General features: G+C 42.0%; 26 protein-coding genes, 1 pseudogene, 1 riboswitch and 1 other annotated feature. Of the genes and pseudogenes, 17 read left to right on the top strand and 10 right to left on the bottom strand.

Features of this window, described 5'->3' with window-relative positions:
* Window positions 1-881, top strand: a pseudogene (locus QZ565_RS02105) (type I restriction endonuclease subunit R); the annotation flags it as partial.
* Between the two features lie 786 nt (window positions 882-1,667).
* On the opposite strand, the gene QZ565_RS02100 reads toward QZ565_RS02105, so the two are convergent.
* The 4 genes from QZ565_RS02100 to QZ565_RS02085 form a co-directional block, all read right to left on the bottom strand.
* Window positions 1,668-2,930 carry a nucleobase:cation symporter-2 family protein gene (locus QZ565_RS02100; RefSeq protein WP_295524888.1) on the bottom strand — a complete coding sequence of 421 codons (1,263 nt, stop codon included), beginning with the start codon at window positions 2,928-2,930 and terminating at the stop codon, window positions 1,668-1,670.
* A complete protein-coding gene (locus QZ565_RS02095) occupies window positions 2,930-3,511 on the bottom strand; it encodes a xanthine phosphoribosyltransferase (RefSeq protein ID WP_295524884.1) in 582 nt (193 codons plus the stop codon). The genes QZ565_RS02100 and QZ565_RS02095 overlap by 1 nt, the downstream gene beginning before the upstream one ends.
* Window positions 3,512-3,837: 326 nt before the next feature.
* A riboswitch (purine riboswitch) is annotated at window positions 3,838-3,933 on the bottom strand.
* A 133-nt stretch (window positions 3,934-4,066) separates the two neighbouring features.
* Complete coding sequence (locus QZ565_RS02090) at window positions 4,067-4,453, bottom strand: VOC family protein (RefSeq protein WP_295524879.1); 387 nt, start codon at window positions 4,451-4,453, stop codon at window positions 4,067-4,069.
* Window positions 4,454-4,464: 11 nt separating this feature from the next.
* Window positions 4,465-5,292 (bottom strand): exodeoxyribonuclease III, encoded by an 828-nt coding sequence (locus QZ565_RS02085; protein ID WP_173276489.1) that lies wholly within the window; start codon window positions 5,290-5,292, stop codon window positions 4,465-4,467.
* A 133-nt stretch (window positions 5,293-5,425) separates the two neighbouring features.
* Here QZ565_RS02085 and QZ565_RS02080 point away from each other — a divergent pair, with 133 nt between their 5' ends.
* From QZ565_RS02080 to trpA, 14 genes are all read left to right on the top strand, one after another.
* Window positions 5,426-5,881: a DUF3290 family protein gene (locus QZ565_RS02080; protein ID WP_295524875.1), complete on the top strand. Its 456-nt coding sequence runs from the start codon at window positions 5,426-5,428 to the stop codon at window positions 5,879-5,881.
* Window positions 5,878-6,513 (top strand): DUF421 domain-containing protein, encoded by a 636-nt coding sequence (locus QZ565_RS02075; protein ID WP_000174447.1) that lies wholly within the window; start codon window positions 5,878-5,880, stop codon window positions 6,511-6,513. The genes QZ565_RS02080 and QZ565_RS02075 overlap by 4 nt, the downstream gene beginning before the upstream one ends.
* Before the next feature lie 54 nt (window positions 6,514-6,567).
* A complete protein-coding gene (locus QZ565_RS02070) occupies window positions 6,568-8,313 on the top strand; it encodes an ABC transporter ATP-binding protein (RefSeq protein ID WP_295524870.1) in 1,746 nt (581 codons plus the stop codon).
* Window positions 8,303-10,045, top strand: coding sequence for an ABC transporter ATP-binding protein (locus QZ565_RS02065; protein WP_295524867.1), 1,743 nt, complete (start codon window positions 8,303-8,305; stop codon window positions 10,043-10,045). Before QZ565_RS02070 ends, QZ565_RS02065 begins: the two co-directional genes overlap by 11 nt.
* A gap of 183 nt (window positions 10,046-10,228) precedes the next feature.
* Window positions 10,229-10,921: a sugar transferase gene (locus tag QZ565_RS02060; protein ID WP_295524864.1), complete on the top strand. Its 693-nt coding sequence runs from the start codon at window positions 10,229-10,231 to the stop codon at window positions 10,919-10,921.
* 42 nt (window positions 10,922-10,963) lie between these two features.
* On the top strand, window positions 10,964-12,193 hold the full coding sequence (locus QZ565_RS02055) for a DegT/DnrJ/EryC1/StrS aminotransferase family protein (RefSeq protein ID WP_295524861.1): 1,230 nt from the start codon (window positions 10,964-10,966) through the stop codon (window positions 12,191-12,193).
* A gap of 335 nt (window positions 12,194-12,528) precedes the next feature.
* Entirely contained in the window at window positions 12,529-13,707 is a 1,179-nt protein-coding gene (trpB, locus tag QZ565_RS02050; RefSeq protein WP_000208439.1) for a tryptophan synthase subunit beta, read from the top strand.
* Window positions 13,698-13,929: a binding site (T-box leader), on the top strand. Its footprint overlaps the gene before it by 10 nt.
* 304 nt (window positions 13,930-14,233) lie before the next feature.
* Window positions 14,234-15,595: an anthranilate synthase component I gene (gene trpE / locus QZ565_RS02045; RefSeq protein ID WP_070480307.1), complete on the top strand. Its 1,362-nt coding sequence runs from the start codon at window positions 14,234-14,236 to the stop codon at window positions 15,593-15,595.
* Complete coding sequence (locus QZ565_RS02040; RefSeq protein ID WP_004256039.1) at window positions 15,592-16,158, top strand: aminodeoxychorismate/anthranilate synthase component II; 567 nt, start codon at window positions 15,592-15,594, stop codon at window positions 16,156-16,158. Before trpE ends, QZ565_RS02040 begins: the two co-directional genes overlap by 4 nt.
* A gap of 10 nt (window positions 16,159-16,168) precedes the next feature.
* Complete coding sequence (trpD, locus tag QZ565_RS02035; protein ID WP_125852005.1) at window positions 16,169-17,173, top strand: anthranilate phosphoribosyltransferase; 1,005 nt, start codon at window positions 16,169-16,171, stop codon at window positions 17,171-17,173.
* Complete coding sequence (gene trpC / locus QZ565_RS02030; RefSeq protein ID WP_295524848.1) at window positions 17,170-17,937, top strand: indole-3-glycerol phosphate synthase TrpC; 768 nt, start codon at window positions 17,170-17,172, stop codon at window positions 17,935-17,937. Before trpD ends, trpC begins: the two co-directional genes overlap by 4 nt.
* On the top strand, window positions 17,924-18,523 hold the full coding sequence (locus QZ565_RS02025; RefSeq protein WP_295524845.1) for a phosphoribosylanthranilate isomerase: 600 nt from the start codon (window positions 17,924-17,926) through the stop codon (window positions 18,521-18,523). Before trpC ends, QZ565_RS02025 begins: the two co-directional genes overlap by 14 nt.
* The gene (gene trpB / locus QZ565_RS02020) at window positions 18,501-19,724 is read left to right on the top strand and encodes a tryptophan synthase subunit beta (protein ID WP_269798238.1); all 1,224 of its coding nucleotides are present in this window, start codon (window positions 18,501-18,503) and stop codon (window positions 19,722-19,724) included. The genes QZ565_RS02025 and trpB (QZ565_RS02020) overlap by 23 nt, the downstream gene beginning before the upstream one ends.
* Complete coding sequence (gene trpA / locus QZ565_RS02015) at window positions 19,717-20,493, top strand: tryptophan synthase subunit alpha (protein WP_295524839.1); 777 nt, start codon at window positions 19,717-19,719, stop codon at window positions 20,491-20,493. Before trpB (QZ565_RS02020) ends, trpA begins: the two co-directional genes overlap by 8 nt.
* Here trpA and QZ565_RS02010 read toward each other — a convergent pair.
* On the bottom strand, window positions 20,465-21,124 hold the full coding sequence (locus tag QZ565_RS02010) for an A24 family peptidase (protein WP_125424789.1): 660 nt from the start codon (window positions 21,122-21,124) through the stop codon (window positions 20,465-20,467). The genes trpA and QZ565_RS02010 overlap by 29 nt on opposite strands.
* A 69-nt stretch (window positions 21,125-21,193) precedes the next feature.
* On the opposite strand from QZ565_RS02010, the gene QZ565_RS02005 reads away from it, so the two are divergent.
* Together QZ565_RS02005 and QZ565_RS02000 are read left to right on the top strand one after the other, a co-directional pair.
* The gene (locus tag QZ565_RS02005; RefSeq protein ID WP_261072971.1) at window positions 21,194-21,649 is read left to right on the top strand and encodes a GNAT family N-acetyltransferase; all 456 of its coding nucleotides are present in this window, start codon (window positions 21,194-21,196) and stop codon (window positions 21,647-21,649) included.
* A 70-nt stretch (window positions 21,650-21,719) separates the two neighbouring features.
* Entirely contained in the window at window positions 21,720-21,959 is a 240-nt protein-coding gene (locus QZ565_RS02000) for a transposase (protein WP_295524828.1), read from the top strand.
* A gap of 109 nt (window positions 21,960-22,068) precedes the next feature.
* Here QZ565_RS02000 and QZ565_RS01995 read toward each other — a convergent pair whose 3' ends face one another.
* From QZ565_RS01995 to QZ565_RS01975, 5 genes are all read right to left on the bottom strand, one after another.
* Window positions 22,069-22,272 (bottom strand): CsbD family protein, encoded by a 204-nt coding sequence (locus QZ565_RS01995; RefSeq protein WP_295331202.1) that lies wholly within the window; start codon window positions 22,270-22,272, stop codon window positions 22,069-22,071.
* A gap of 30 nt (window positions 22,273-22,302) precedes the next feature.
* Window positions 22,303-22,911, bottom strand: coding sequence for an Asp23/Gls24 family envelope stress response protein (locus QZ565_RS01990; RefSeq protein ID WP_000064116.1), 609 nt, complete (start codon window positions 22,909-22,911; stop codon window positions 22,303-22,305).
* A gap of 39 nt (window positions 22,912-22,950) precedes the next feature.
* Complete coding sequence (locus tag QZ565_RS01985; RefSeq protein ID WP_000455066.1) at window positions 22,951-23,121, bottom strand: DUF2273 domain-containing protein; 171 nt, start codon at window positions 23,119-23,121, stop codon at window positions 22,951-22,953.
* Between the two features lie 11 nt (window positions 23,122-23,132).
* Entirely contained in the window at window positions 23,133-23,705 is a 573-nt protein-coding gene (amaP, locus tag QZ565_RS01980; protein WP_295524725.1) for an alkaline shock response membrane anchor protein AmaP, read from the bottom strand.
* Between the two features lie 83 nt (window positions 23,706-23,788).
* Window positions 23,789-24,025: a GlsB/YeaQ/YmgE family stress response membrane protein gene (locus QZ565_RS01975; protein WP_295524891.1), complete on the bottom strand. Its 237-nt coding sequence runs from the start codon at window positions 24,023-24,025 to the stop codon at window positions 23,789-23,791.
* Window positions 24,026-24,083: the final 58 nt, after the last annotated feature.

Below are 24,083 nucleotides of genomic sequence, written 5' to 3'. Positions count from 1 at the left end.
AGAATACTGCCGAAGAGATTAGAGAGGCATTTCAGCCTTTTTATGAAGCTTCAACTCTTGATCAATCTATCGACCCAAACCTTCTGTACGATGCTAAGGAGAAAATCCGAAAGTATCATCTTTACAACTCTAATGATGTTGAGAGAGTTATCGCTCTTTATCAATCTGCAAATGATATACAAGATGAGAAGTTATTGGGGAGATTGGCGAATAGTTTTCAATCTATAGTTGGAAGATACGACCAGCTGGCAGATTCAGTGAAATACGAGTTTAGAACTCTCTTGCGAGGTTTTAGAGAAAAGTATAATTACATTTCTCAGCTAGTTCGTTTATTTGATAAAGAACTGCTTTCAGAGTATATTTTTATCAACTATTTGATTTCTTTACTTCCGACAAATAGTCAAGAAGTTGTTGATATTTCAGATAAAGTTCGTATGGATTATTATAAACTTGTCAAGGATAATGAGGAATCTATTCTTTTGGTTAAAGAGGAAAGTCCTATTTATAACCAGCAAAAAAGTATCAATCCTGCTGTAAAACCACCAGAAGAAAAAGATACGTTGACAGAAATTTTAAATAAAATCAACTCACAATTTCCAGATGTATTTACCGAAGAAGACCAAGTTATTTTGGACTTGATTGTCAAACAAGTCGTTCAAAATCCAAGTGAACGCCAACGTTCGATAGCTAAAAGTAATGACTATGCTATGTTTAAAAACTCGTTATTTCCTAAAGAATTTGAAGATTTGATTATCAATCTTTCACAGTCTAGCGAGGAAACATTTGAAAAAATATTTTCAAGTGAGGAGATTTTTAAGTTTATTATGGCGACCTCAGCACAGGAAGCCTATAAAAAATGGCGAAGTGATGTTAAAGCTTAAATACAATATCGTTGTGAGAGAGTAAAAAAACAACTCATGTTTAAATGGCATGAGTTGTTTTCGTAAGGTTTATAGATTTCTACTTATTTTGATTTCTTTACTTGAAAATTATTTTTTAAGATTTTCATCATATTCTCTATTGACTGGCTAATTTCTTCTAGTGTTGGAGAATTACGACTTTTATCAGAAGATAAATTAGTATCTTCACTAGGATGGTCTAAATAATTTCTAATATAAGTAGTCATTGATTGGTCGGTATACTTATTGTGGGTGTTTTAGTTTTGCTTTGTCACCAATTTAAAGCTCGGAGGGTGCTGGAGTTTCTTGCGACAGTTTGCCTAACTCGTAACTCACCTCAAGCATTTCTTGAAGAGTCCAGACCGAAATATCGCGAAAATCTTGGCTGTCTGAGTTTTGGCATTCCAGAGTAGGGATTCTGCCAATCACGCTGGCTACTATAGCAATTTCTTGGTCTCGTATGATGTCTTAGTTTTCGAAATTGTGGATATTTCGAATGCGGTCTTGAAGCGAGAATTGCTATTGTTCAAGTTCATTATTTTGAATATTTCTGTTGGTGAATTTTTCCATAAAATCTCCTTTGCCTTATTGGTGTGTCCATCATAACTCTCCATAGGGGAAGAGTCAAGCACTTTTTCACGAAACCCCAACGACTTGAAATCGCTGGGGTTAAGGGGCTAGAGTTGGTTATTTGTTGGACTGCTGGGTGAGGTGTGGATATTATAATCAAATTGTTATAAATAAAAAAGAGGCTAGCACCTCTTTTTCTTATTTCTTTTTATGATTTAATACTGCATTGAGTACAATAGCAAGTAGGCTGGCTACGACGATTCCGTTTGAGAAGAACATTTGGAAGGCTGTCGGCATGCTGATGAAGAGATTACTGTTATTGAGTCCGACACCTGCAGCGATTGAAACAGCTGCGATGAGGAAGTTATGTTCATTGTTAGCAAAGTCAACACGGGCGAGGATTTGCATCCCTTGAATAGATACAAAACCAAACATCACCAGCATGGCACCACCGAGGACAGGACTCGGAATGATTTGGGCAAGGGCGCCAAACTTAGGAAGGAGTCCAAGGAGAACTAGGAAACCAGCTGCGTAGTAGATTGGCAGACGTTTCTTGATACCTGATAATTTAACCAGACCAACGTTTTGTGAAAATCCTGTGTAAGGGAAGGTGTTAAAGATTCCTCCGAGAAGTACGGCTAAACCTTCTGCACGGTAACCGTTACGCAGGCGTGTGCTGTCGATTGGGTCTTTCGTGATATCAGACAAGGCTAGGTAAACACCAGTCGACTCAACCATAGACACCGTTGCAATGATACACATCATGACAATAGATGAGATTTCAAAAGTTGGCATCCCAAAGTAGAGGGGAGTTGGGATATGGACAAGAGGTGCTGCTTCAACAGGAGAGAAGTCCACCAAGCCCATGCTAGCAGCGATGGCAGTTCCAACAACCAGTCCAATCAAAATGGAGATCGACTTGATAAATCCTTTGGTAAAGATATTAATCAAGAGGATGATCAGAACAGTGATCGCTGCAAGTAAGAGACTCTGACCAGTTGGCTCTGGAACGTTATTTCCCATATTTCCAATAGCGACAGGAATCAAGGTTAAACCAATCGTGGTAATAACAGATCCTGTTACGATAGATGGGAAGAGATTGGCAACTTTTGAGAAGATGCCTGAAACAAGAACCACGTAAATCCCTGATGCGATAAGGGCACCAAACATAGCACCACTACCATGGCTTTGACCAATCATAATCAAAGGAGCGACTGATTGGAAGGCAACTCCGAGAACGACTGGTAGTCCAATTCCAAAGTATTTGTTGAGTTGGAGTTGGAGGAAGGTTGCCACCCCACACATGAAGATATCTGTAGAAATCAGGTAGGTCAACTGCTCAGTTGAATAGCCAAGGGCTGTTGCAATCATGATGGGAACTAGGATAGATCCTGAGTACATGGCTAATAAGTGCTGCAAGCCAAGAATGGCTGCTTGCGAGTGTTTTTCTTGAGTTTGCATTAGAGATCTGCCTCCTTAAATACGACTTGACCATTTTCAAAACGATCCAAACGAGCGAGTGATAAGACAGGATAACCTGCTTTTTCAAGCAAATCACGACCGTCTTGGAAGGATTTTTCAATCACGATACCAATCGCTTCGACTCTTGCACCGGCCTGTTCGATGATTTGAATCAAGCCTTTGGCAGCTTGCCCATTAGCAAGGAAATCGTCAATAATCAAGACCTTGTCCTCTGGTGAGAGGAATTTTCCAGCGATAGAAACGGTGCTGGTCACCTGCTTGGTAAAGGAGTAAACTTCGGCAGTCAAGATGCCTTCGTTCATGGTGATGTTTTTAGCTTTCTTTGCGAAAATCATGGGTACATTCAAGGCTTCAGCTGTAAAAACGGCTGGGGCAATGCCTGACGCTTCAATGGTCACGACTTTGGTAATACCAGTAGAAGCAAATTTTTCCGCAAAGAGCTTTCCAATCTCTCGCATCAATTGATAGTCAACTTGGTGGGTTAAAAAGGAATCCACCTTGAGGATGTTATCACCCAAGATATGCCCATCCTTGAGGATGCGCTCTTCTAATAATTTCATAAGACCTCCTAAAGTCTAAAAGCCAATTTACTTGTTGTTTAAATGTTTCTATAGTGATCCCTTTTGCTAGTACTATATATTTGATAAAACTATTACGAGCGAAGCGAGTCTTATCAAATATTTCCCGTTGTAGTGGTATCATAGACAATAATCTTGTTATTGTCTATGACGGGATTTTTGAGACTTTTGGCTCAAAAATTAGGGATGAAATTCCGAAGGAAGTTGCTCCCGTCCGCACTAATTAAGGGAAATATTAAAAATATTCAAAAAAGACCTACTTAATCTCTAAGTAAGTCCCCAAAATAGGCATGGCAAAAACGACCATACCTCACTTCTGACTTACTTATTGTTAGGTGTTCCGGCACCTTGTAGAAACGTCGTGCCAATTCACGACATAAACAAGTAAAATGATATTTAATTTTAAATAGGCTTGTGCCAATGTTTTTATTTTACACTAAATAACTTTAGAAATCAAAGATTTTGTTAGTGTTTAGATAAAAAAAACGAACGAACAAAAACCTACAACACGATACAGTATTGTAGGTTTCTATTTTTCTACTCGCTAAATCTTAAAAAATAGCCATCTGGATCCAAGACTGCAAATTCATGGGGATATATAAAGCTATCTCCTACTCGAAATTCTCTTTTTGTCAGGGGACGATGGATAGGATAGTCAGCTTCCAGCAGTTTTTGGTGGAGCTGAGGGACATCTTCAATGCCAAAGGAAATATTGACACCGTGCCCGAAAGGATAGGTTAGTTGGGCTAATTCTTCTGTGCTGCCTTCTTCTAGCATAAGTTGGCAGTCTTCAAGCGAGAGGAAGAGAAATTTCTCCTCTGGACGCTCGTATTCGACAGAAAATCCCAGCAAGTCGCAGTAGAAGTGGCGTGACTTTTCGAGGTCAGATACTACAAATTCAGGAATGACAGCTTGATAGTCCATTAGCTTTCTCCTTAGAGCTCAATCTCCATGACAATGGGCGTATGGTCTTGACGTGCACCCGAGTCAATCATATCAGACTTGGTCACCTTGTCAGCGATGCGGTTACTTGTGAGCCAGTAGTCGATTCTCCAGCCTGTATTGTTGATTTTAGAAGTCTTGCTGCGCTGTGCCCACCAAGTGTAGCGTTCTGGAACATCGCCATGAATGTGGCGGAAGGTATCCGTAAATCCAGTTGCTAAAAGGTTGGTAAATCCAGCACGCTCCTCGTCGGTAAATCCTGGTGAACGGCGGTTGCTAGCAGGATTTGCAAGGTCGATTTCATTGTGGGCTACGTTGTAGTCGCCGGTCGCAAGGACTGGTTTTTCTTTGTCTAGTTGAGCTAAATACTCCGCATATTTGACATCCCAGACTTGACGTTCTTCCAAGCGTTTGAGACCATCACCAGCATTTGGAGTGTAAACTTGCGTTACGAAAAATTCATCAAATTCCAAGGTGATGATGCGGCCTTCCAAGTCCATGGTAGAAGGGGCACCGATTTCTGGGAAAGTGACAGTAGGTGTAAGTTCTTTCTTATAAAGGAACATGGTTCCAGCATAGCCTTTACGAGCAGGCTCTTGGGAAGAACGCCACGTGTTTTCGTAGCCTGGGAAGAGTTCTTCTAAAATTTCCAGATGTTTCTTTGTAGGGCCCTTAGCAGAAAGCTTGGTTTCTTGGATAGCGATAATATCAGCATTTTCAGCGACCAAGGTTTGTAGGACTTCTTGGGACAATTTGGCACGAGCTGAGTCACTCGTTAGGGCTGCGTTGAGGGAATCAATATTCCATGAGATAAGTTTCATAAAGTTACCTTTTTCATTCAGATTATAGATTTTATTATACCAAAAAAAGGTCTATTTCCCCAACGTATGGTTTGAAAAATCACCCTCTTTCGTTTATAATGAAGAATGATTTTATGAAAGGGAGTGAAAATAAATGAAATTTTACTCATATGACTATGTACTTAGCCAAATCAGTCAGCAAAATGGCATCATGATTGGCTTTGGGATTGTGCTCCTAGCTATCACAGGATTTTTTGCTTTTAAGGCTTATCGTGATAAAAAGGGAACTAAGTTTCGTGAATTGGTCATGATTTTGGCCTTGACTTTGGTAGCCATGCTTTTGGTGACAATTTCAAAATACCAGACCAATCAAACCTCTAACAATCAATTTCAAACTTCCCTTCATTTCATAGAGGTCATTTCTAAAGACTTGGGAGTGGATAAATCAGAAGTTTATGTCAATACTTCAGCTGCCACTGATGGAGCACTTATCAAGGTAGGTTCAAATTTCTATCGTGCCATGAACGGGAGCCAACCAGACAAGTATCTTTTAGAGAAATTAGAATTGCATCAAACAGACGCTATTGAATTGGTGGAGGTAAACAAATGACACTCAATTATATGGAAATTTTAATCAAACTGGCCTTGGGTCTTTTCTCGCTTGTTTTTGTTATCAATGTGACAGGAAAGGGGAATCTAGCACCTAACTCTGCTACAGACCAAATTCAGAACTATGTTCTCGGTGGTATCATTGGTGGGGTGATTTACAATAGTTCTATCAGTATTCTCCAGTATGCAGTGATTTTGATGATGTGGACGATTTTGGTCTTGACCCTCAAATGGCTCAATAACAATGTTCGTTTTGTCAAACGCTTGATTGATGGTAAACCGACTCTGCTCATCAAAAATGGGCAGATTGACCCAGAAGCCTGTCGTTCAGTTGGTTTGTCTGCGGCAGATGTTGCTCTCAAACTTCGTAGCCAAGGAATTTTCCAGATGAAGCAAGTTAAACGAGCTGTGCAAGAGCAAAATGGCCAACTCATCGTGGTCCAAATGGGAGATGAAAATCCTAAGTATCCAGTTGTGACTGACGGTGTGATCCAAGTAGATGTTTTGGAATCGATTGGTCGTAGCGAAGAGTGGTTGCTTGATAACCTCAACAAGCAAGGACATGACAATGTAGCTAATATCTTTATCGCTGAGTATGACAAGGGTGCCGTTACAGTCGTAACCTATGAATAAGAAAAACCTGGGGTCTTGGCCTCAGGTTTCTATTTGCAATCAGAAAGGGATTTTATGTCCATTATTCAAAAACTTTGGTGGTTTTTCAAGTTAGAAAAACGCCGTTATCTAGTCGGAATTGTGGCCCTGGTCTTGGTTTCCGTCCTCAATCTCATTCCACCTATGGTTATGGGGCGGGTCATTGATGCTATTACGTCGGGACAATTAACCCAGCAGGATCTCCTTCTTGACTTATTTTATTTGCTTCTTGCGGCCTTTGGAATGTACTATCTGCGCTATGTTTGGCGTATGTATATCCTCGGGACTTCCTACCGTTTGGGGCAGATTATGCGGTCTCGTTTGTTTGAGCATTTCACAAAAATGTCTCCAGCCTTTTATCAGACCTATCGGACGGGGGATCTGATGGCACACGCAACCAACGATATCAATGCCTTGACTCGTCTCGCCGGTGGAGGTGTTATGTCTGCGGTGGATGCCTCTATCACGGCTTTGGTGACTTTGCTGACCATGCTCTTTAGCATTTCCTGGCAGATGACTCTAGTTGCCATTTTGCCCCTACCTTTAATGGCTTATGCGACCAGTCGTCTAGGGAGAAAGACCCACAAAGCCTTTGGCGAGTCACAGTCAGCTTTTTCTGAACTCAATAACAAGGTGCAGGAGTCTGTATCAGGTATCAAAGTGACCAAGTCTTTCAGTTATCAGGCTGATGAGTTGAAGTCATTTCAAGCGGTCAATGAATTGACCTTCCAAAAGAACCTGCAAACCATGAAATACGATAGTCTCTTTGACCCCATGGTTCTCTTATTTGTTGGTTCCTCCTATGTTTTAACCCTCTTGGTCGGTTCCTTGATGGTTCAGAAAGGGCAAATCACGGTTGGGAATCTAGTTACCTTTATCAGCTACTTGGATATGCTAGTTTGGCCTCTTATGGCTATTGGTTTCCTCTTTAATATTACTCAGCGAGGCAAGGTTTCTTACCAGCGGATTGAGGAACTTTTATCTCAGGAATCACCTGTAAAAGATCCTGAATTTCCTCTGGACGGTATCGAAAATGGGTGCTTGCAATATGCCATTGATAGCTTTGCCTTTGAAAATGAGGAAACACTGACGGATGTTCACTTTAGTTTAGAAAAAGGGCAAACTCTGGGCTTGGTTGGTCAGACAGGCTCTGGAAAAACGTCCTTGATCAAGCTTCTCTTGCGTGAATACGATGTGGATGAGGGAGCCATTTATCTGAATGGTCACGATATTAGGGATTACCGTCTGACAGACCTTCGTAGTCTTATGGGCTATGTTCCTCAGGACCAGTTCCTCTTTGCGACTTCAATCTTAGACAATATACGCTTTGGGAATCCTGATTTACCACTTTCAGCGGTCGAGAAAGCAACTAAGCTAGCCCAAGTTTACCAAGACATTGTAGCCATGCCTCAGGGATTTGATACGTTGATTGGCGAAAAGGGAGTCAGTCTTTCTGGAGGTCAAAAGCAACGGCTAGCTATGAGTCGGGCTATGATTTTAGACCCTGATATCTTGATTTTGGATGATTCTTTGTCGGCCGTGGATGCCAAGACAGAGTATGCCATTATCGACAACCTCAAGGAAAAACGTAAGGACAAGACAACCATTATTACGGCTCATCGCCTCAGTGCAGTTGTCCATGCAGATTTGATTTTAGTCCTGCAAAATGGTCAAATCATCGAACGAGGCAGGCACGAAGACTTGCTAGCTTTGGATGGCTGGTATGCCCAAACCTACCAGTCTCAGCAGTTGGAAATGAAAGGAGAAGAAGATGCAGAATAAGAACGAACAATGGACTGTATTGAAGCGCTTGATATCTTATCTCAAGCCTTATGGACTCCTGACCTTTTTGGCCCTCAGTTTTCTCCTAGCGACTACGATCATTAAAAGCGTCATTCCCCTTGTGGCTTCCCACTTTATCGACCAGTATCTCAGCAATCTCAATCAACTCGCTGTGACCGTTTTGCTGGTCTACTATGGTCTCTACATCCTACAAACTGTAGTTCAGTATGTTGGCAATCTTCTCTTTGCGCGCGTGTCTTACAGTATTGTTAGGGATATTCGTCGCGATGCCTTTGCCAATATGGAAAAGTTGGGTATGTCTTATTTTGACAAGACGCCAGCAGGCTCCATCGTCTCTCGTTTGACCAATGATACTGAGACCATCAGCGATATGTTTTCAGGGATTTTATCTAGCTTTATCTCAGCAGTTTTCATCTTTCTGACAACTCTTTATACCATGTTGGTATTGGATTTCCGTTTGACAGCATTAGTATTGCTCTTTCTCCCCTTGATTTTCCTTTTGGTCAATCTCTATCGGAAAAAGTCAGTCAAAATCATCGAGAAAACCAGAAGTCTCTTGTCAGATATCAATAGTAAGCTGGCAGAGAATATCGAGGGGATCAGGATTATCCAGGCCTTTAATCAAGAGAAGCGCCTGCAGGCAGAATTTGATGAAATCAACCAAGAACACTTGGTCTATGCCAACCGTTCTGTAGCCTTGGATGCTCTCTTTTTGCGCCCTGCCATGAGTTTACTGAAACTCATAGGCTACGCCGTTTTGATGGCTTACTTTGGCTATCGTGGACTTTATCTGGGAATAACGGCAGGAACCATGTATGCCTTTATTCAGTACATCAACCGCCTCTTTGATCCCCTGATTGAGGTGACGCAAAACTTTTCAACCCTGCAAACTTCTATGGTTTCTGCAGGTCGTGTCTTTGCCCTAATAGACGAGAGGACCTATGAGCCTCTTCAAGAAAATGGACAGACCGAGATCAAAGAAGGCAATATCCGTTTTGAACATGTATGTTTCTCTTATGATGGCAAACATTCGATTCTGGATGACATTTCCTTCTCCGTTAATAAGGGTGAAACCATTGCATTTGTAGGCCATACAGGTTCAGGGAAATCTTCGATTATTAATGTCCTCATGCGCTTTTATGAATTTCAATCAGGGCGAGTTCTCTTGGACGATGTGGATATTAGGGACTACAGTCAGGAAGAGCTGAGAAAAAACATCGGTCTGGTCTTGCAGGAACCCTTCCTCTATCATGGAACCATTAAGTCCAATATCGCCATGTACCAAGACATTAGTGATGAGCAGGTCCAGGCTGCTGCAGCCTTCGTGGATGCAGATTCCTTTATTCAAGAACTTCCTCAGGGTTATGATTCCCCTGTTTCAGAGCGTGGTTCGAGCTTTTCTACTGGTCAGCGCCAGCTTCTTGCCTTTGCCAGAACAGTCGCCAGTCAGCCTAAAATCCTGATTTTGGATGAAGCGACAGCCAATATTGACTCTGAAACAGAAAGTTTGGTTCAAGCTTCACTAGCTAAGATGAGACAGGGGCGGACAACCATTGCCATCGCCCATCGTCTTTCTACCATCCAAGACGCCAACTGTATTTATGTTTTGGATAAGGGGCGCATTATCGAGAGTGGAACCCATGAGGAACTCTTGGCTCTGGGAGGAACCTATCACAAGATGTATAGCTTGCAGGCAGGGGCCATGTCTTAATATTCTTTGAAAATCTCTTAAAACCAGGGCAGCTTTATCTGCAACCTAAAAGCTGTACTTTGATTTTCATTGAGCATAAGAAGGAAATCCTTCAAATTACAGATTTCTTTCCCCGCCTTTTCCATTTTGTGGTATAATGAAAAATGTTGACAAATAGTATAATAAAAACAAAGGAGAAACAGCATGCTGAAATGGGAAGACTTGCCCGTGGAAATGCAATCAAGCGAGGTTGAGTCTTACTACCAGCTTGTCTCTAAAAGGAAGGGTTCGCTGATTTTCAAGCGTTGTTTGGACTGGGTTCTAGCCTTTGTCTTACTGATTCTAACCTCTCCCATCTTTCTCATCTTGAGCATTTGGATTAAGTTGGATAGCAAGGGGCCAGTGATTTATAAGCAAGAGCGCGTGACCCAGTACAATCTACCTTTCAAGATTTGGAAGTTCCGTACCATGGTGACGGATGCGGATAAAAAAGGAAGTCTGGTGACTTCTGCTAACGATAGTCGCATTACCAAGGTTGGCAATTTCATCCGCCGTGTCCGTTTGGACGAACTGCCTCAGTTGGTCAATGTCCTTAAAGGTGAGATGTCCTTTGTCGGTACACGACCTGAAGTGCCACGCTACACAGAGCAGTATAGCCCTGAAATGATGGCGACTTTGCTTTTACCAGCAGGGATTACCTCTCCAGCCAGCATCAACTACAAGGATGAGGACACCATCATCAGTCAAATGACGGAGAAAGGTTTGTCAGTTGACCAGGCCTATGTCGAACACGTCCTTCCTGAAAAGATGCGCTATAACCTCGCCTATCTCCGAGAGTTTAGTTTCCTTGGAGACATCAAAATCATGTTTCAAACCGTGTTTGAAGTGCTAAAATAAAGTAGTCATAAGAAAATGAGTACAGATAAAAGGAGCAAATCAATGCCAAATTACAATATTCCATTTTCACCACCCGATATTACGGAAGCAGAAATTGCTGAAGTAGCGGATACCCTGCGTTCTGGTTGGATCACAACAGGTCCTAAGACAAAAGAACTGGAGCGTCGCTTGTCTCAATACACACAGACACCTAAGACTGTCTGCCTCAACTCTGCGACAGCCGCTCTTGAGTTGATTTTGCGCGTCTTGGAAGTTGGACCTGGTGATGAAGTCATCGTTCCAGCCATGACCTATACAGCTTCATGTAGTGTTATCACTCACGTAGGGGCGACTCCTGTCATGGTGGATATCCAAGCAGATACTTTTGAAATGGACTATGACTTGCTTGAGCAAGCTATCACTGAAAAGACTAAAGTGATTATCCCAGTAGAACTTGCAGGGATTGTTTGCGATTATGACCGTTTGTTCCAAGTTGTGGAGAAGAAACGCGACCTTTTTGCTGCTTCAAGCAAGTGGCAAAAGGCCTTTAACCGTATTGTGCTTGTTTCTGATAGTGCCCATGCTTTGGGATCAACTTATAAAGGGCAACCTGCTGGTTCTATCGCTGACTTTACTTCCTTCTCATTCCATGCCGTTAAGAACTTTACAACTGCTGAGGGAGGAAGTGCGACTTGGAAGGCCAATCCAGCGATTGATGACGAAGAGATGTACAAGGAATTCCAAATTCTTTCCCTTCACGGGCAAACTAAGGATGCTCTTGCCAAGATGCAACTGGGCTCATGGGAATACGATATCGTCACACCAGCCTACAAGTGCAATATGACCGATATCATGGCTTCTCTTGGTTTGGTACAATTGGACCGTTACCCTGGTTTGCTAGAACGTCGTAAGGACATCGTGGACCGCTATGATCGTGGTTTTGCAGGTTCTCGCATCCATCCTTTGGCACACAAGACTGAAACTGTCGAATCTTCACGCCACCTTTACATCACCCATGTAGAAGGAGCGAGCTTAGAAGAACGCAATCTTATCATCCAAGAATTGGCCAAAGCAGGAATTGCAAGTAATGTCCACTACAAACCGCTTCCGCTCTTGACAGCCTATAAGAATCTTGGCTTTGATATGGCGAATTATCCTAAGGCTTATGCCTTCTTTGAAAATGAAATTACGCTCCCTCTTCACACTAAATTAAGCGATGAAGAAGTGGACTATATCATTGAGACTTTCAAAACAGTTTCTGAAAAAGTGCTAACTTCATCAAAAAAATCGTAAAAAAGTCTTGACAAAGAAAAAACAAAGTATTAAAATAAGTTCAACAAATCAGAAAAGTAACTATTTTTGATCTTCAGGGAGCCTGTGGTGATTGTGAACAGGTGGTTGGAAGTAGTGAAAGTGGGCTGATTTTAAAAATGAATTTGAAACAATGAAAATTCGGTGCGCACACCTTACAGTGCAACTTGTTGTTAGACAAGGCAGAGATGTAAAGGGGAATAGTCCCTTTATAATTGAGGTGGCACCGCGTTACCAACGCCCTCACATGGAATTTAATTCTGTGTGTGGGCTTTTTCATATCTTGAAATTAATACTGAAAAAAGAGGAAAAATTTTATGACAACTAAAGGTTATTTTGGACAATTTGGTGGTAGTTTTGTACCGGAGCCGATTCAGGCTTTGTTGGATGAGTTGGAAGTGACATTTGACAAGTACAAGGATGATCCAGAGTTTTTGGCAGAGTTTCGCCATTACTTAAAAGACTATTCAGGTCGCGAAACACCGCTTTATTTTGCAGAAAGTTTGACAGATCACTTAGGTGGGGCTAAGATTTATCTCAAGCGCGAAGATCTTAACCATCTGGGTTCTCACAAGCTTAATAACGTTTTAGGACAAATTCTTCTTGCTAAACGTATGGGCAAAAAACGAGTGATCGCAGAAACAGGAGCTGGTCAACATGGTGTTGCGACAGCAGCGGCTGCAGCCAAGTTTGGTATGGCCTGTGATGTCTACATGGGGGCAGAGGATGTGGAGCGTCAACGTCTCAATGTCTTCCGCATGGAGATGATGGGAGCAACTGTTCACGCGGTTGAAACTGGAACTCGTACCCTCAAGGATGCGGTAGATGCAGCCTTTGGAGCATGGATGAATGACCTTGAAGCCTTCTACGTTTTGGGATCTGCTGTAGGCCCACATCCTTATCCTACAATTGTTCACGAATTCCAAAAGGTCATCAGTGAAGAATCTCGTCGTCAAATCTTGGAAAAAGAAGGACGTTTGCCAGATTACGTTATTGCCTGTGTCGGTGGTGGTTCAAATGCCATTGGTGCTTTTTCACAGTATGTGGCTGATGAAGAAGTCAAACTGGTTGGGGTCGAAGCTGCTGGTCACGGACTTGACACAGACAAGCACGCAGCGACTATGACAAAAGGAAGTATTGGAATTGTTGACGGCATGAAGACCTATGCAGTCTTTAAGGAAGATGGAGAGCTAGCTCCAGTTTACTCTATCTCAGCTGGTTTGGACTATCCAGGTGTCGGACCAGAACACGCCTACTTTAAAGACTCAGGTCGCGTGGAATATGTTGCTGCGACAGACGAAGAAGCTGTTCAGGCTCTCCTCCTTCTCAGCAAGACAGAAGGAATTATCCCAGCGATTGAAAGTTCGCACGCTATCGCAGAAGCGGTTAAACGTGCACCGAAACTAAGTAAAGATGATATTATCATCATCAATGTCTCCGGTCGTGGAGACAAGGACGTAGCTGCGATTGCAGACTACCTAGAAGCTAAAAAATAATAGATGGAAAAATTACAGTCCTTTCTCTCACAGAGAGCTTGTGGTTGCTGGAAACAAGCAGAGAAAGTTGTAAGGTTGGGTCCATCTGAAACGAGAGAAGAAAACATAATTCTCAAGGGAGTGCCCTTTATCGCACAGCCTGTTACAGGAGGTATCTGAGACAGGAATGAGAGATAGGAGAAATCCTATAATTGAGGTGGCACCGCGAATTTCGTCCTCACGCAAGTTATTTTGCGTGGGGATTTTTATATATTTATCGTAGATATGGCTATCAGTTTTAAATTATGCTTTATCACTAGATAAATTTCTATAAAATATTTGCGAACGAAGTGAGCATTAAACCGCTATTTCCCGCCATAGTGGTATTCTAGAGAAGCAAAGATGCTTCTCTAGAACGGAATTTTTGAGACCTAAGGCTCAAAAATTAGGGATGAAATTTCGGAGAAAGTTGCTCCCGTCCGCACTAATTAAGGGAAATAGAAAAAAGACAAAAAATTAAAAATAAGAAACTGAAAGGGAAATGACAATGGAACGAATCATTCATGGAGATGTCTTATCACCAATCTTGGCTTATATGCGCCTAAAGGGGCAACACAAGGTGATCTTAGAGAGTATTCCGAGAGACAAGGAAACCGCTCGTTTTTCTATCTTAGCCTATAATCCAGTTTTTGAGATTAAGTTTGAAAATGGAGTTCTTTATCAAAATGGTCAAGTGATTGATCGGGATCCCTTGGATTTCCTTTATGAAGTGACTCATAAGAGCCAGCACCATTCAGACCTACCTTTTGGTGGGGGAGCCATTGGATTTGTTGGCTACGATATGATTTCGCTTTATGAAGAAATTGGTCAAATTCCTGAAGATACAATTGGAACGCCAGACATGCATTTCTTCGTCTATGAGAGTTACATGGTCTTTGACCACAAGAAGGAAAAAATCCATGTCATAGAGGATGCTCTCTATAGTGAGCGTAGTCAAGAAGACTTGGAAAAAGCCTTGAACCAAGTACTTGAGGAATTACGCATTCCTGCTCCAAATGAATTTGAAGACTTGGATCTATCTCCACTGGACTTCAAACCGCATATCGCTCCTCAGAAGTTTGAGGAAATGGTGGAAACAGCTCGTGACTTGATTCGTAATGGCGATATGTTCCAATGTGTACTCAGTCAGCGCTTCTCAGCAGAAGTTACTGGAAATCCATTTGACTTCTACAGAAATCTCCGCGTGACTAATCCTTCTAATTACCTTTATTTCTATGATTTTGGTGATTATCAAATCATCGGTGCCAGTCCTGAAAGTTTGGTTTCTGTAAAAAATGGTATCGTAACTACCAATCCGATTGCAGGTACGCGACCAAGAGGGGCTACGGATGAAGAGGATAAGGCCTTGGCGACTGACCTGCTTTCTGATGAAAAGGAAACAGCAGAACATCGGATGTTGGTAGACTTGGGGCGCAATGATATCGGTCGAATCTCTGAAACGGCAAGTGTTCAAGTTACCAAGTATATGGAAGTGGAGCTCTTCCGCTATGTCATGCATTTGACCAGCGTGGTCAAGGGGCGTTTGCTTCCAGAACTCACTGCCATGGATGCTTTGAAATCAACACTTCCAGCTGGAACAGTTTCAGGAGCACCAAAGATTCGGGCTATGAGACGCATCTATGAACTGGAAACGGAAAAACGTGGCGTATACGCAGGAGCAATCGGATACTTATCTGCGACGGGTGATATGGATTTCGCCATCGCCATCCGAACTATGATTCTCAAAAATCAAACAGCCTACGTGCAGGCTGGGGCAGGGATTGTCTACGACTCTATCGCCCAAAACGAATACCAAGAAACCATTAACAAGGCTAAATCTATGACTAGAATTGGAGAACTAAGACCATGATTTTATTGATTGACAACTATGATTCTTTTACCTATAACTTGGCGCAATACATTGGGAATTTTGCAGAAGTGCAAGTCTTGAGAAATGATGATCCTAAGCTATATGAAGAAGCTGAAAAAGCAGATGGTCTGGTCTTTTCTCCGGGTCCTGGTTGGCCAGTTGATGCTGGTAAGATGGAAGACATGATTCGTGACTTTGCAGGCAAGAAGCCGATTCTTGGGATTTGTTTGGGCCACCAAGCCATTGCAGAAGTCTTTGGTGGTAAGTTAGGCTTGGCTCCAAAAGTCATGCATGGGAAACAGAGCAATATCAGCTTTGAAGCGCCATCTGTTTTGTATCAAGGAATCGAGGATGGCCGGGCGGTCATGCGTTACCACAGTATTTTGATTGAAGAAATGCCAGAAGAGTTTGAAGTGACAGCTCGTTCGACTGATGACCAGGCAATTATGGGAATTCAACACAAAACCCTTCCAATTTATGGCTTCCAGTACCATCCAGAGAGCATTGGAACGCCAGATGGCTTGTCTTCTATTCGGAATTTTATCGAGAAGGTTGTAAAATGAGGAAACTAGGATGAAAGAGATTATTGAAAAACTAGCAAAATTTGAAAATTTATCAGGTGTGGAAATGACGGATGTCATTGAGCGTATCGTAACTGGGCGTGTTACTGAGGCGCAGATTGCTTCTCTTCTTTTAGCTCTTAAGATGAAGGGGGAAACACCTGAAGAACGCACAGCCATTGCCCAAGTCATGAGAGGACATGCTCAACATATTCCAACTGAGATTCATGATGCCATGGACAACTGTGGTACAGGTGGGGACAAGTCTTTCAGCTTTAACATCTCCACAACTGCAGCTTTTGTCTTGGCTGGTGGCGGTGTTCATATGGCAAAACACGGTAACCGCTCGATTTCTTCCAAATCTGGTTCTGCAGATGTCCTAGAAGCCTTGGGCATCAACCTAGACCTCAAACCAGCTGAACTAGGTAAGGTCTTTGATAAAACTGGAATCGTCTTTCTCTTCGCTAAAAATATGCATCCAGCTATGAAATACATCATGCCAGCTCGTTTGGAATTGGGAATTCCAACGATTATGAACTTGACTGGTCCCCTGATTCATCCAATGGCTTTGGAAACACAGCTTCTTGGAATTAGTCGTCCAGAACTTCTAGAAAGTACAGCTCAGGTTTTGAAAAATATGGGTCGCAAACGTGCCATCGTGGTTGCTGGACCAGAAGGTTTGGATGAAGCTGGTTTGAATGGAACAACCACGATTGCTCTTCTTGAAAATGGCGAAATCACCTTGTCAAGCTTTACTCCAGAGGATTTAGGAATGGAAGGCTACGCTATCGAAGACATTCGTGGAGGCAATGCTCAGGAAAATGCAGAAATTTTGCTCAGCGTTCTTAAAAATGAACCAAGTCCATTCTTGGAAACGACAGTTTTAAATGCTGGTCTTGGTTTCTATGCTAATGGTAAGGTAGATAATATCAAGGATGGAGTTGCCTTAGCTCGTCAAGTGATTGCTAGTGGCAAGGCCCTTGAAAAACTCAGACTGTTACAGGAGTACCAAAAATGAGTCAGGAATTTTTAGCACGAATTTTGGAGCAGAAGGCGCATGAAGTCGAGCAAATGAAGCTGGAGGAAATCCAGCCCCTGCGCCAGACCTATCGCTTGGCAGAATTTTTGAAGAATCATCAGGACCGCTTGCAGGTAATCGCTGAGGTCAAGAAAGCTAGCCCTAGTTTGGGAGATATCAATCTCGATGTGGATATTGTGCAACAGGCCCAGACTTATGAAGTGAACGGAGCAGTGATGATTTCTGTTCTGACAGATGAAGTTTTCTTTAAAGGATATTTGGATTATCTACGGGAGATTTCCAGTCAGGTACAGATTCCGACGCTTAACAAGGACTTTATTATCGATGAAAAGCAAATCATCCGCGCTCGTAATGCAGGTGCAACGGTCATCCTACTCATTGTGGCCGCCTTGTCAGAAGAACGTCTCAAGGAACTTTATGACTATGCGACAGATCTTGGTCTGGAAGTCTTGGTGGAAACGCATAATCTTGCTGAACTAGAGGTGGCTCATAGACTTGGTGCTGAGATTATCGGGGTCAACAACCGCAACTTGACAACCTTTGAAGTTGACTTGCAGACCAGTGTAGACTTGGCTAAACATTTCAAAGATGATTGCTTGTACATTTCTGAATCTGCTATTTTCACAGGACAGGATGCGGAACGAGTAGCGCCATTCTTTAACGGAGTTTTAGTAGGGACAGCTCTTATGCAGGCAGAAGATGTGGCCCAGAGAATCAAGGAGTTGCAGATTGACAAAGGTTAAAATTTGCGGATTATCAACCAAAGAAGCGGTGGAGACAGCTGTTTCAGCAGGAGCCGACTACATCGGTTTTGTCTTCGCACCTAGTAAAAGACAGGTGACTTTGGATCAGGCTGCTGAGTTGGCAAAGCTTATTCCTGCAGATGTCAAAAAGGCTGGTGTATTTGTTTCACCGAGTCGGGCAGAACTGCTAGAAGCGATTGACAAGGTTGGCTTGGACTTGGTTCAAGTTCACGGTCAGGTGGCAGATGATTTATTTGAGAATTTGCCTTGTGCCAGTATTCAGGCTGTGCAGGTGGATGGAGAGGGTCATGTGCCCAATTCTCAGGCAGACTATCTACTCTTTGATGCTCCTGTGGCTGGGAGTGGCCAGACTTTTGACTGGGGTCAACTGGATACGATGGGACTAGCACAGCCCTTCTTTATCGCAGGTGGGCTTAATGAAGACAATGTAGTACAAGCAATTCAACACTTTACTCCCTATGCAGTAGATGTATCAAGTGGAGTGGAGACAGATGGACAAAAAGATCATGAAAAGATTAGAAGATTTATAGAGAGGGTAAAGAATGGCATATCAGGAACCAAATAAAGATGGATTTTACGGAAAATTCGGAGGACGTTTCGTCCCAGAAACATTGATGACAGCAGTTTTGGAGTTGGAAAAGGCCTACCGTGAAAGTCAGGCAGATCCAAGTTTCCAAGAGGAATTAAACCAACTCTTGCGTCAGTACGTGGGGCGTGAAACTCCCCTTTACTACGCAAAAAATTTGACTCAGCATATCGGCGGAGCCAAGATTTATCTCAAACGGGAAGACCTTAACCATACAGGGGCCCACAAGATTAACAATGCCTTGGGACAAGTTTTGCTTGCTAAACGCATGGGTAAAAAGAAAATTATCGCAGAAACAGGTGCTGGTCAGCACGGTGTGGCAACTGCAACTGCTGCAGCCCTCTTTAATATGGAATGTACCATCTATATGGGTGAGGAAGATGTGAAACGCCAAGCACTCAATGTTTTCCGTATGGAGCTTTTGGGAGCAAAGGTTGAGTCAGTGACAGATGGTTCGCGCGTGCTCAAGGATGCGGTCAATGCAGCCCTTCGTTCATGGGTAGCAAATATCGATGATACTCACTATATCCTAGGTTCTGCCTTGGGGCCTCATCCATTCCCAGAAATTGTTCGTGACTTCCAAAGTGTCATTGGTCGAGAGGCTAAACAACAGTACCGCGATTTGACAGGTCAAGATTTGCCAGATGCCCTAGTAGCCTGTGTTGGTGGTGGTTCAAATGCCATTGGTCTATTCCATCCATTTGTGGAAGATGAGTCTGTAGCCATGTATGGAGCTGAAGCAGCAGGACTTGGTGTAGATACAGAGCACCATGCAGCTACCTTGACCAAGGGCCGCCCAGGTGTCCTCCATGGTTCTCTTATGGATGTGCTCCAAGATGCCCATGGTCAAATTCTTGAAGCTTTCTCTATCTCAGCAGGTTTGGACTATCCTGGTATCGGTCCAGAACATTCTCACTACCACGATATCAAACGTGCCAGCTATGTTCCTGTGACAGACGAGGAAGCCTTGGAAGGATTCCAACTCCTGTCTCGTGTGGAAGGGATTATCCCAGCCTTGGAATCTAGTCACGCTATTGCCTTTGCGGTGAAATTAGCCAAAGAACTTGGACCAGACAAGTCCATGATTGTCTGTCTATCAGGTCGTGGGGACAAGGATGTGGTTCAAGTCAAAGACCGCTTGGAAGCAGACGCAGCAAAGAAGGGAGAAGCTCATGCCTAAGACATTAACAGAAAAATTGAATGCTATTAAAGTAGCTGGAACAGGAATTTTTGTTCCCTATATCATGGCTGGAGACCACGAGAAAGGTTTGGATGGTCTTGCTGAAACAATTCACTTTTTAGAAGATTTGGGTGTCTCTGCCATTGAAGTGGGCATTCCCTTTTCAGACCCTGTTGCAGATGGACCTGTTATCGAAGAAGCTGGCTTGCGCAGTTTAGCCCATGGGACCTCTACCCAGGCTTTGGTTGAAACCTTGAAAACCATTGAAACAGAGATTCCACTGGTCATTATGACCTACTTCAACCCCCTCTTTCAGTACGGTGTGGAGAACTTTGTCAAAAATTTGGCTGATACAGCGGTTAAGGGCTTGATTATTCCAGACCTGCCTCATGAGCATGCCAACTTTGTAGAGCCTTTTTTGGTAGACACAGACATTGCTTTGATTCCTTTAGTAAGCTTGACCACAGGGATTGAGCGTCAGAAAGAGTTGATTAAAGGGGCAGAAGGCTTTGTTTACGCCGTTGCTATCAATGGAGTGACAGGGAAATCAGGCAATTACCGTGCAGACTTGGACAAGCACTTGGCACAATTGCATCAAGTGACCGACATCCCAGTTTTAACAGGTTTTGGTGTATCTAGTCAAGCCGATGTAGAACGCTTCAATGCGGTGTCAGATGGTGTTATCGTTGGTTCGAAAATCGTAAAAGCTCTCCATGAAGGAGAGCCGATTCAGGACTTTATCAAACAAGCAGTAGCTTACCAAAAATAATCACACAAGCAGCGAGTAAGAGGAAAGGCACAAAAGGAAGTCTTTCCTTTTTCTTTTGCAGGAGAAAGGCTAGGATGCCCGTCGCAGAAGCAAACTGAATCAAGATGAGTAATTCTGTTGCGCTAAAGACGAGAGCGCAAGAAGCTAAAAAGAGAAAATCCCCTGCGCCCATGCGAATATCGATAAAATGAGCTAACATTCCAAGGATAAGGAAGAAAATCATGACCAGATCCCAGCCAGAGGAAACCATGAGGATTAGGTGGAAAGTCATCCAGACCAGTAAGGGATATTCCTGATGGTGAAAGTCGTAGATGCCCAAGGTCAAACCAGCAGTGATTAGGATGACTTGTCCCAAGGAAAGAAAGCCCCAATACCAAGATAGAAAGAGGAGCCCTAAGCCTAGTTCAAAGAGGGCATACCAGACAGGATATGTAGCCTTGCAGTAGCGACAGCGAAAGCGATTGAGCACCTGCGAGAGAATCGGAATCAAATCTAAGGGGCGCAAGCGAGTCTGACAGGAATCGCAGTGACTAGCAGGTTGGATAATGGATTGCTCTGGAAAACGGTCAATGACCAAACCAAGAAAGGAAGCGAGAATACTCCCGACAAGAAAAAAATAAATATCAATCATACTTATCTATTCGTAAAAAATAGGAGAAGTAGTATAATGGAGAAACATAGATAAGATGGTGAGGCAAAGATGATAATTCGTTTTGAAGAAAATGTGAGCACAGAAAATGCTCAGCTCGTATGCCAATGGTCCAACTCCCTAGGCAAATCCTTTCAAGAACAATGGATGGGAACAATGATTCCTTTTCCCTTGACAATTCAAGTCTTGCAAGATTTGGAAGGAATCTTTTCAATCTTTGCTGGACAAGAGTTTGTCGGGCTTGTCCAGAAAATCAGGCTAGAAGACAGGAATCTACATATCGGGAGATTTTTTATCAACCCCCAAAAACAGGGGCAGGGCTTAGGTAGCCAGGTATTTAAGGATTTTATTCAATTGATGTTTAAAAATGGAGACATAGATAGTATTTCTTTAAATGTCTTCGAAGCAAATCAAGCAGCCCAGCACCTTTATCAAAAAGAAGGATTTGAAATTGTTCAAATAGTTGAAGCACCTGTACGAAAATACATCATGAAAAAGGGGAGATAGAAGCAAACAGCTTTGAAATCAATGTTGACTGCGATGATGAACCTGAATCAGCCCCTCAAAAGGGACTGATATGAATGAACGTTACCAGTGTTTTAAAACTAAAGAATATCAAGCACTTTTATCTTCCAAGGGTAGACAAATTTTCGCTAAACGTAAGATTGATATGAAATCTGTCTTTGGGCAGATAAAGGTTTGTCTGGGTTATAAGAGATGTTATCTGAGAGGTAAGCGTCAAGTGAGAATTGACATGGGATTCGTACTCACGATCAACAACCTGCTGAAATATAATAAGAGAAAGAGGCGAAATTAAAAAGCTAGAGTTCCGCAATTGGAAATCTCTAGCTTTTTGTTTTCTGAGAATCATCTTGACTCAGACTCTTTTGACTAATGTTACTAAAAAGATAAAGTAACTTTTATCCTTATTTATCGTCGCCACTCAACATGTTTTTGATACCTTCTACAGCACCTTCTACAGCGTCTTTGGCGTCTTCAGCAACTTCTTTTACTTTAGAAACAACTTTTTCAGCTGTTCCTTCTTTTTCTAATTTTTCATCACCGATGGCTTTACCAACACCTTCTTTAATAGAACCCTTAGCTTGATTCAATTTTTCTTCTACTGACATGATAATTTCTCCTGTTATATTTATTTTATCTTAGTTTACACGAGTGTTTTCGTGAGATACTACACCAGTTGCTGCACCTTTAACAGCTTCTACACCTTCGCTAACTTTTTCTTGAACAGTTGAGAAACCAGATCCAAGACCAGATTTAGCTTTTTCGAATTGTTCTGAAGCGAATTCTCCTGTTGATTCAGCAACGTCAGATACGCGATCTTGAAGGCTTACTGAGTCTGCTTCATGTTGTTCTTTAGTTTTGATGTCGACAACGTTTACGTTGATTTCAACAACTTCCAAGTCAGTCATTTTAGCAACTTCTGAAGATACGATTTCTCTGATTTCTGAATATAAAGCTGGAACATTTTTTTGGTACTCAACAATAACGTTTAAGTCAACTGCAACTTGTGTTTTACCAACTTCTACGTTAACACCACTTGTTACGTCATCGCTGTTAACGATTTTTTCTTTAAGATTTGAGAAGAAACCACCATCGATTCCCAAAAGACCTGAAACGTTTTCTAGTGACAGACCAATGATTTTTTGGATAACTTTATCTTCGTAAGTAAGTTCCCCTTTGATTTCGTGAGCTACAACAGTAGCATCTTTCTTTTCTACGTTAGTGTTTGTGTTTTTTTCGTTTGACATATGAAACTCCTTTAATTAAATTAGTAATTTTTATTTTTTTTATTTATCTATATAGTTTTTTTCGATATATAATCCAGCTGCAACTCCCAGTGCTCCTAAAATCAATACAAATATTGTTTTGAAGAAGCCAAAGGAGACAATCAAACAAGCGAGAAATACGCCTATGAGACCAGCGATAATTGGATATCGATATTGTTTAAGCCATTCCATTTTTTACTTCCTTACTTCACACGACTAACAGTCTTTTTGTTTTGAGGTTTTGGTTTAGGCTGGTAGTCTTTTACTAGAACTTCTAGTTTAACCTGACGCTCAATACCAAAAAACTGCTTCAATCCATTAGTTATTTCATTTTGAATTAGTTGGCATCTGTCAGCGATGTTGTCCGAAGGAAGAATTTTACCTTCTACATGAACGAAACATTTATTTTTTCGTAAATTTACATGAACAGTTGGATTCTTGATCAATTCATGATCACTTACCAAACTTCTAACAAAACCTTCGATTGCAGAATTCTTTAATTTTAATGTATCATTTTTAGTTTCAAGTTGAATTTCCAAATAACGTTTAGGATAAAACAACACAACTAACATCGATAACAAAACTAAAGTTGATAGAGCCACTATCCCCCAGAATATATATCTAGAGAGATAGAATTCAACGAAATGATTCTGTCTCCAGCTAAATAGCTGAATGCCTAGATCACTAACTTGATGATAATCTATCAAAACAGGAAGGAAAATTGTCAAGATTAAAATACAGAAAATAATGAAACATATTTTCTTTGCTTTTGACATATACAATCCTTTCGATTTAACATTTAAACTATTTTTCTCGTCATTGATTTAAAAATAGTTTGCTAACTTTACTGGCGAAAAGTTTACTTTCTACCTGTAAAGAATGATACTACAGTAACAACAGTTGCTGCTCCTGCAATAGATGGAATCAAAGCCATTCCAGCGATGGATGGGCCCCAACTACCTAAGAGGGATTGTCCTACAGATGACCCGACTAAACCAGCGAATACATTTGCGACGATTCCCATAGAACTACCTTTTTTAGTGATTCTACCTGCTACAAGTCCAATCAGACCTCCAGCAATGATTGACCACAATATTGCTTACCCTCCTTTTTTATTTTAATATCAAAAAATAAATCAATTCCTTTGATTATCG

The organism is uncultured Streptococcus sp., assembly GCF_915066115.1.
In the GTDB taxonomy this organism is placed as follows: Bacteria; Bacillota; Bacilli; order Lactobacillales; family Streptococcaceae; genus Streptococcus.
Note: the sequence above shows the minus strand (reverse complement) of the source record. Positions and strands in the feature narration are given on the sequence as shown.

Excerpts from the sequence above, each read along its gene's own strand:
- QZ565_RS02100 (WP_295524888.1), bottom strand. The coding sequence starts at position 2,930 with ATGCAAACTCAAGAAAAACACTCGCAAGCAGCCATTCTTGGCTTGCAG.
- QZ565_RS02095 (WP_295524884.1), bottom strand. The coding sequence starts at position 3,511 with ATGAAATTATTAGAAGAGCGCATCCTCAAGGATGGGCATATCTTGGGT.
- QZ565_RS02090 (WP_295524879.1), bottom strand. The coding sequence starts at position 4,453 with ATGGACTATCAAGCTGTCATTCCTGAATTTGTAGTATCTGACCTCGAA.
- QZ565_RS02085 (WP_173276489.1), bottom strand. The coding sequence starts at position 5,292 with ATGAAACTTATCTCATGGAATATTGATTCCCTCAACGCAGCCCTAACG.
- QZ565_RS02080 (WP_295524875.1), top strand. The coding sequence starts at position 5,426 with ATGAAATTTTACTCATATGACTATGTACTTAGCCAAATCAGTCAGCAA.
- QZ565_RS02075 (WP_000174447.1), top strand. The coding sequence starts at position 5,878 with ATGACACTCAATTATATGGAAATTTTAATCAAACTGGCCTTGGGTCTT.
- QZ565_RS02070 (WP_295524870.1), top strand. The coding sequence starts at position 6,568 with ATGTCCATTATTCAAAAACTTTGGTGGTTTTTCAAGTTAGAAAAACGC.
- QZ565_RS02065 (WP_295524867.1), top strand. The coding sequence starts at position 8,303 with ATGCAGAATAAGAACGAACAATGGACTGTATTGAAGCGCTTGATATCT.
- QZ565_RS02060 (WP_295524864.1), top strand. The coding sequence starts at position 10,229 with ATGCTGAAATGGGAAGACTTGCCCGTGGAAATGCAATCAAGCGAGGTT.
- QZ565_RS02055 (WP_295524861.1), top strand. The coding sequence starts at position 10,964 with ATGCCAAATTACAATATTCCATTTTCACCACCCGATATTACGGAAGCA.
- trpB (WP_000208439.1), top strand. The coding sequence starts at position 12,529 with ATGACAACTAAAGGTTATTTTGGACAATTTGGTGGTAGTTTTGTACCG.
- trpE (WP_070480307.1), top strand. The coding sequence starts at position 14,234 with ATGGAACGAATCATTCATGGAGATGTCTTATCACCAATCTTGGCTTAT.
- QZ565_RS02040 (WP_004256039.1), top strand. The coding sequence starts at position 15,592 with ATGATTTTATTGATTGACAACTATGATTCTTTTACCTATAACTTGGCG.
- trpD (WP_125852005.1), top strand. The coding sequence starts at position 16,169 with ATGAAAGAGATTATTGAAAAACTAGCAAAATTTGAAAATTTATCAGGT.
- trpC (WP_295524848.1), top strand. The coding sequence starts at position 17,170 with ATGAGTCAGGAATTTTTAGCACGAATTTTGGAGCAGAAGGCGCATGAA.
- trpB (WP_269798238.1), top strand. The coding sequence starts at position 18,501 with ATGGCATATCAGGAACCAAATAAAGATGGATTTTACGGAAAATTCGGA.
- trpA (WP_295524839.1), top strand. The coding sequence starts at position 19,717 with ATGCCTAAGACATTAACAGAAAAATTGAATGCTATTAAAGTAGCTGGA.
- QZ565_RS02010 (WP_125424789.1), bottom strand. The coding sequence starts at position 21,124 with ATGATTGATATTTATTTTTTTCTTGTCGGGAGTATTCTCGCTTCCTTT.
- QZ565_RS02005 (WP_261072971.1), top strand. The coding sequence starts at position 21,194 with ATGATAATTCGTTTTGAAGAAAATGTGAGCACAGAAAATGCTCAGCTC.
- QZ565_RS02000 (WP_295524828.1), top strand. The coding sequence starts at position 21,720 with ATGAATGAACGTTACCAGTGTTTTAAAACTAAAGAATATCAAGCACTT.
- QZ565_RS01995 (WP_295331202.1), bottom strand. The coding sequence starts at position 22,272 with ATGTCAGTAGAAGAAAAATTGAATCAAGCTAAGGGTTCTATTAAAGAA.
- QZ565_RS01990 (WP_000064116.1), bottom strand. The coding sequence starts at position 22,911 with ATGTCAAACGAAAAAAACACAAACACTAACGTAGAAAAGAAAGATGCT.
- QZ565_RS01985 (WP_000455066.1), bottom strand. The coding sequence starts at position 23,121 with ATGGAATGGCTTAAACAATATCGATATCCAATTATCGCTGGTCTCATA.
- amaP (WP_295524725.1), bottom strand. The coding sequence starts at position 23,705 with ATGTCAAAAGCAAAGAAAATATGTTTCATTATTTTCTGTATTTTAATC.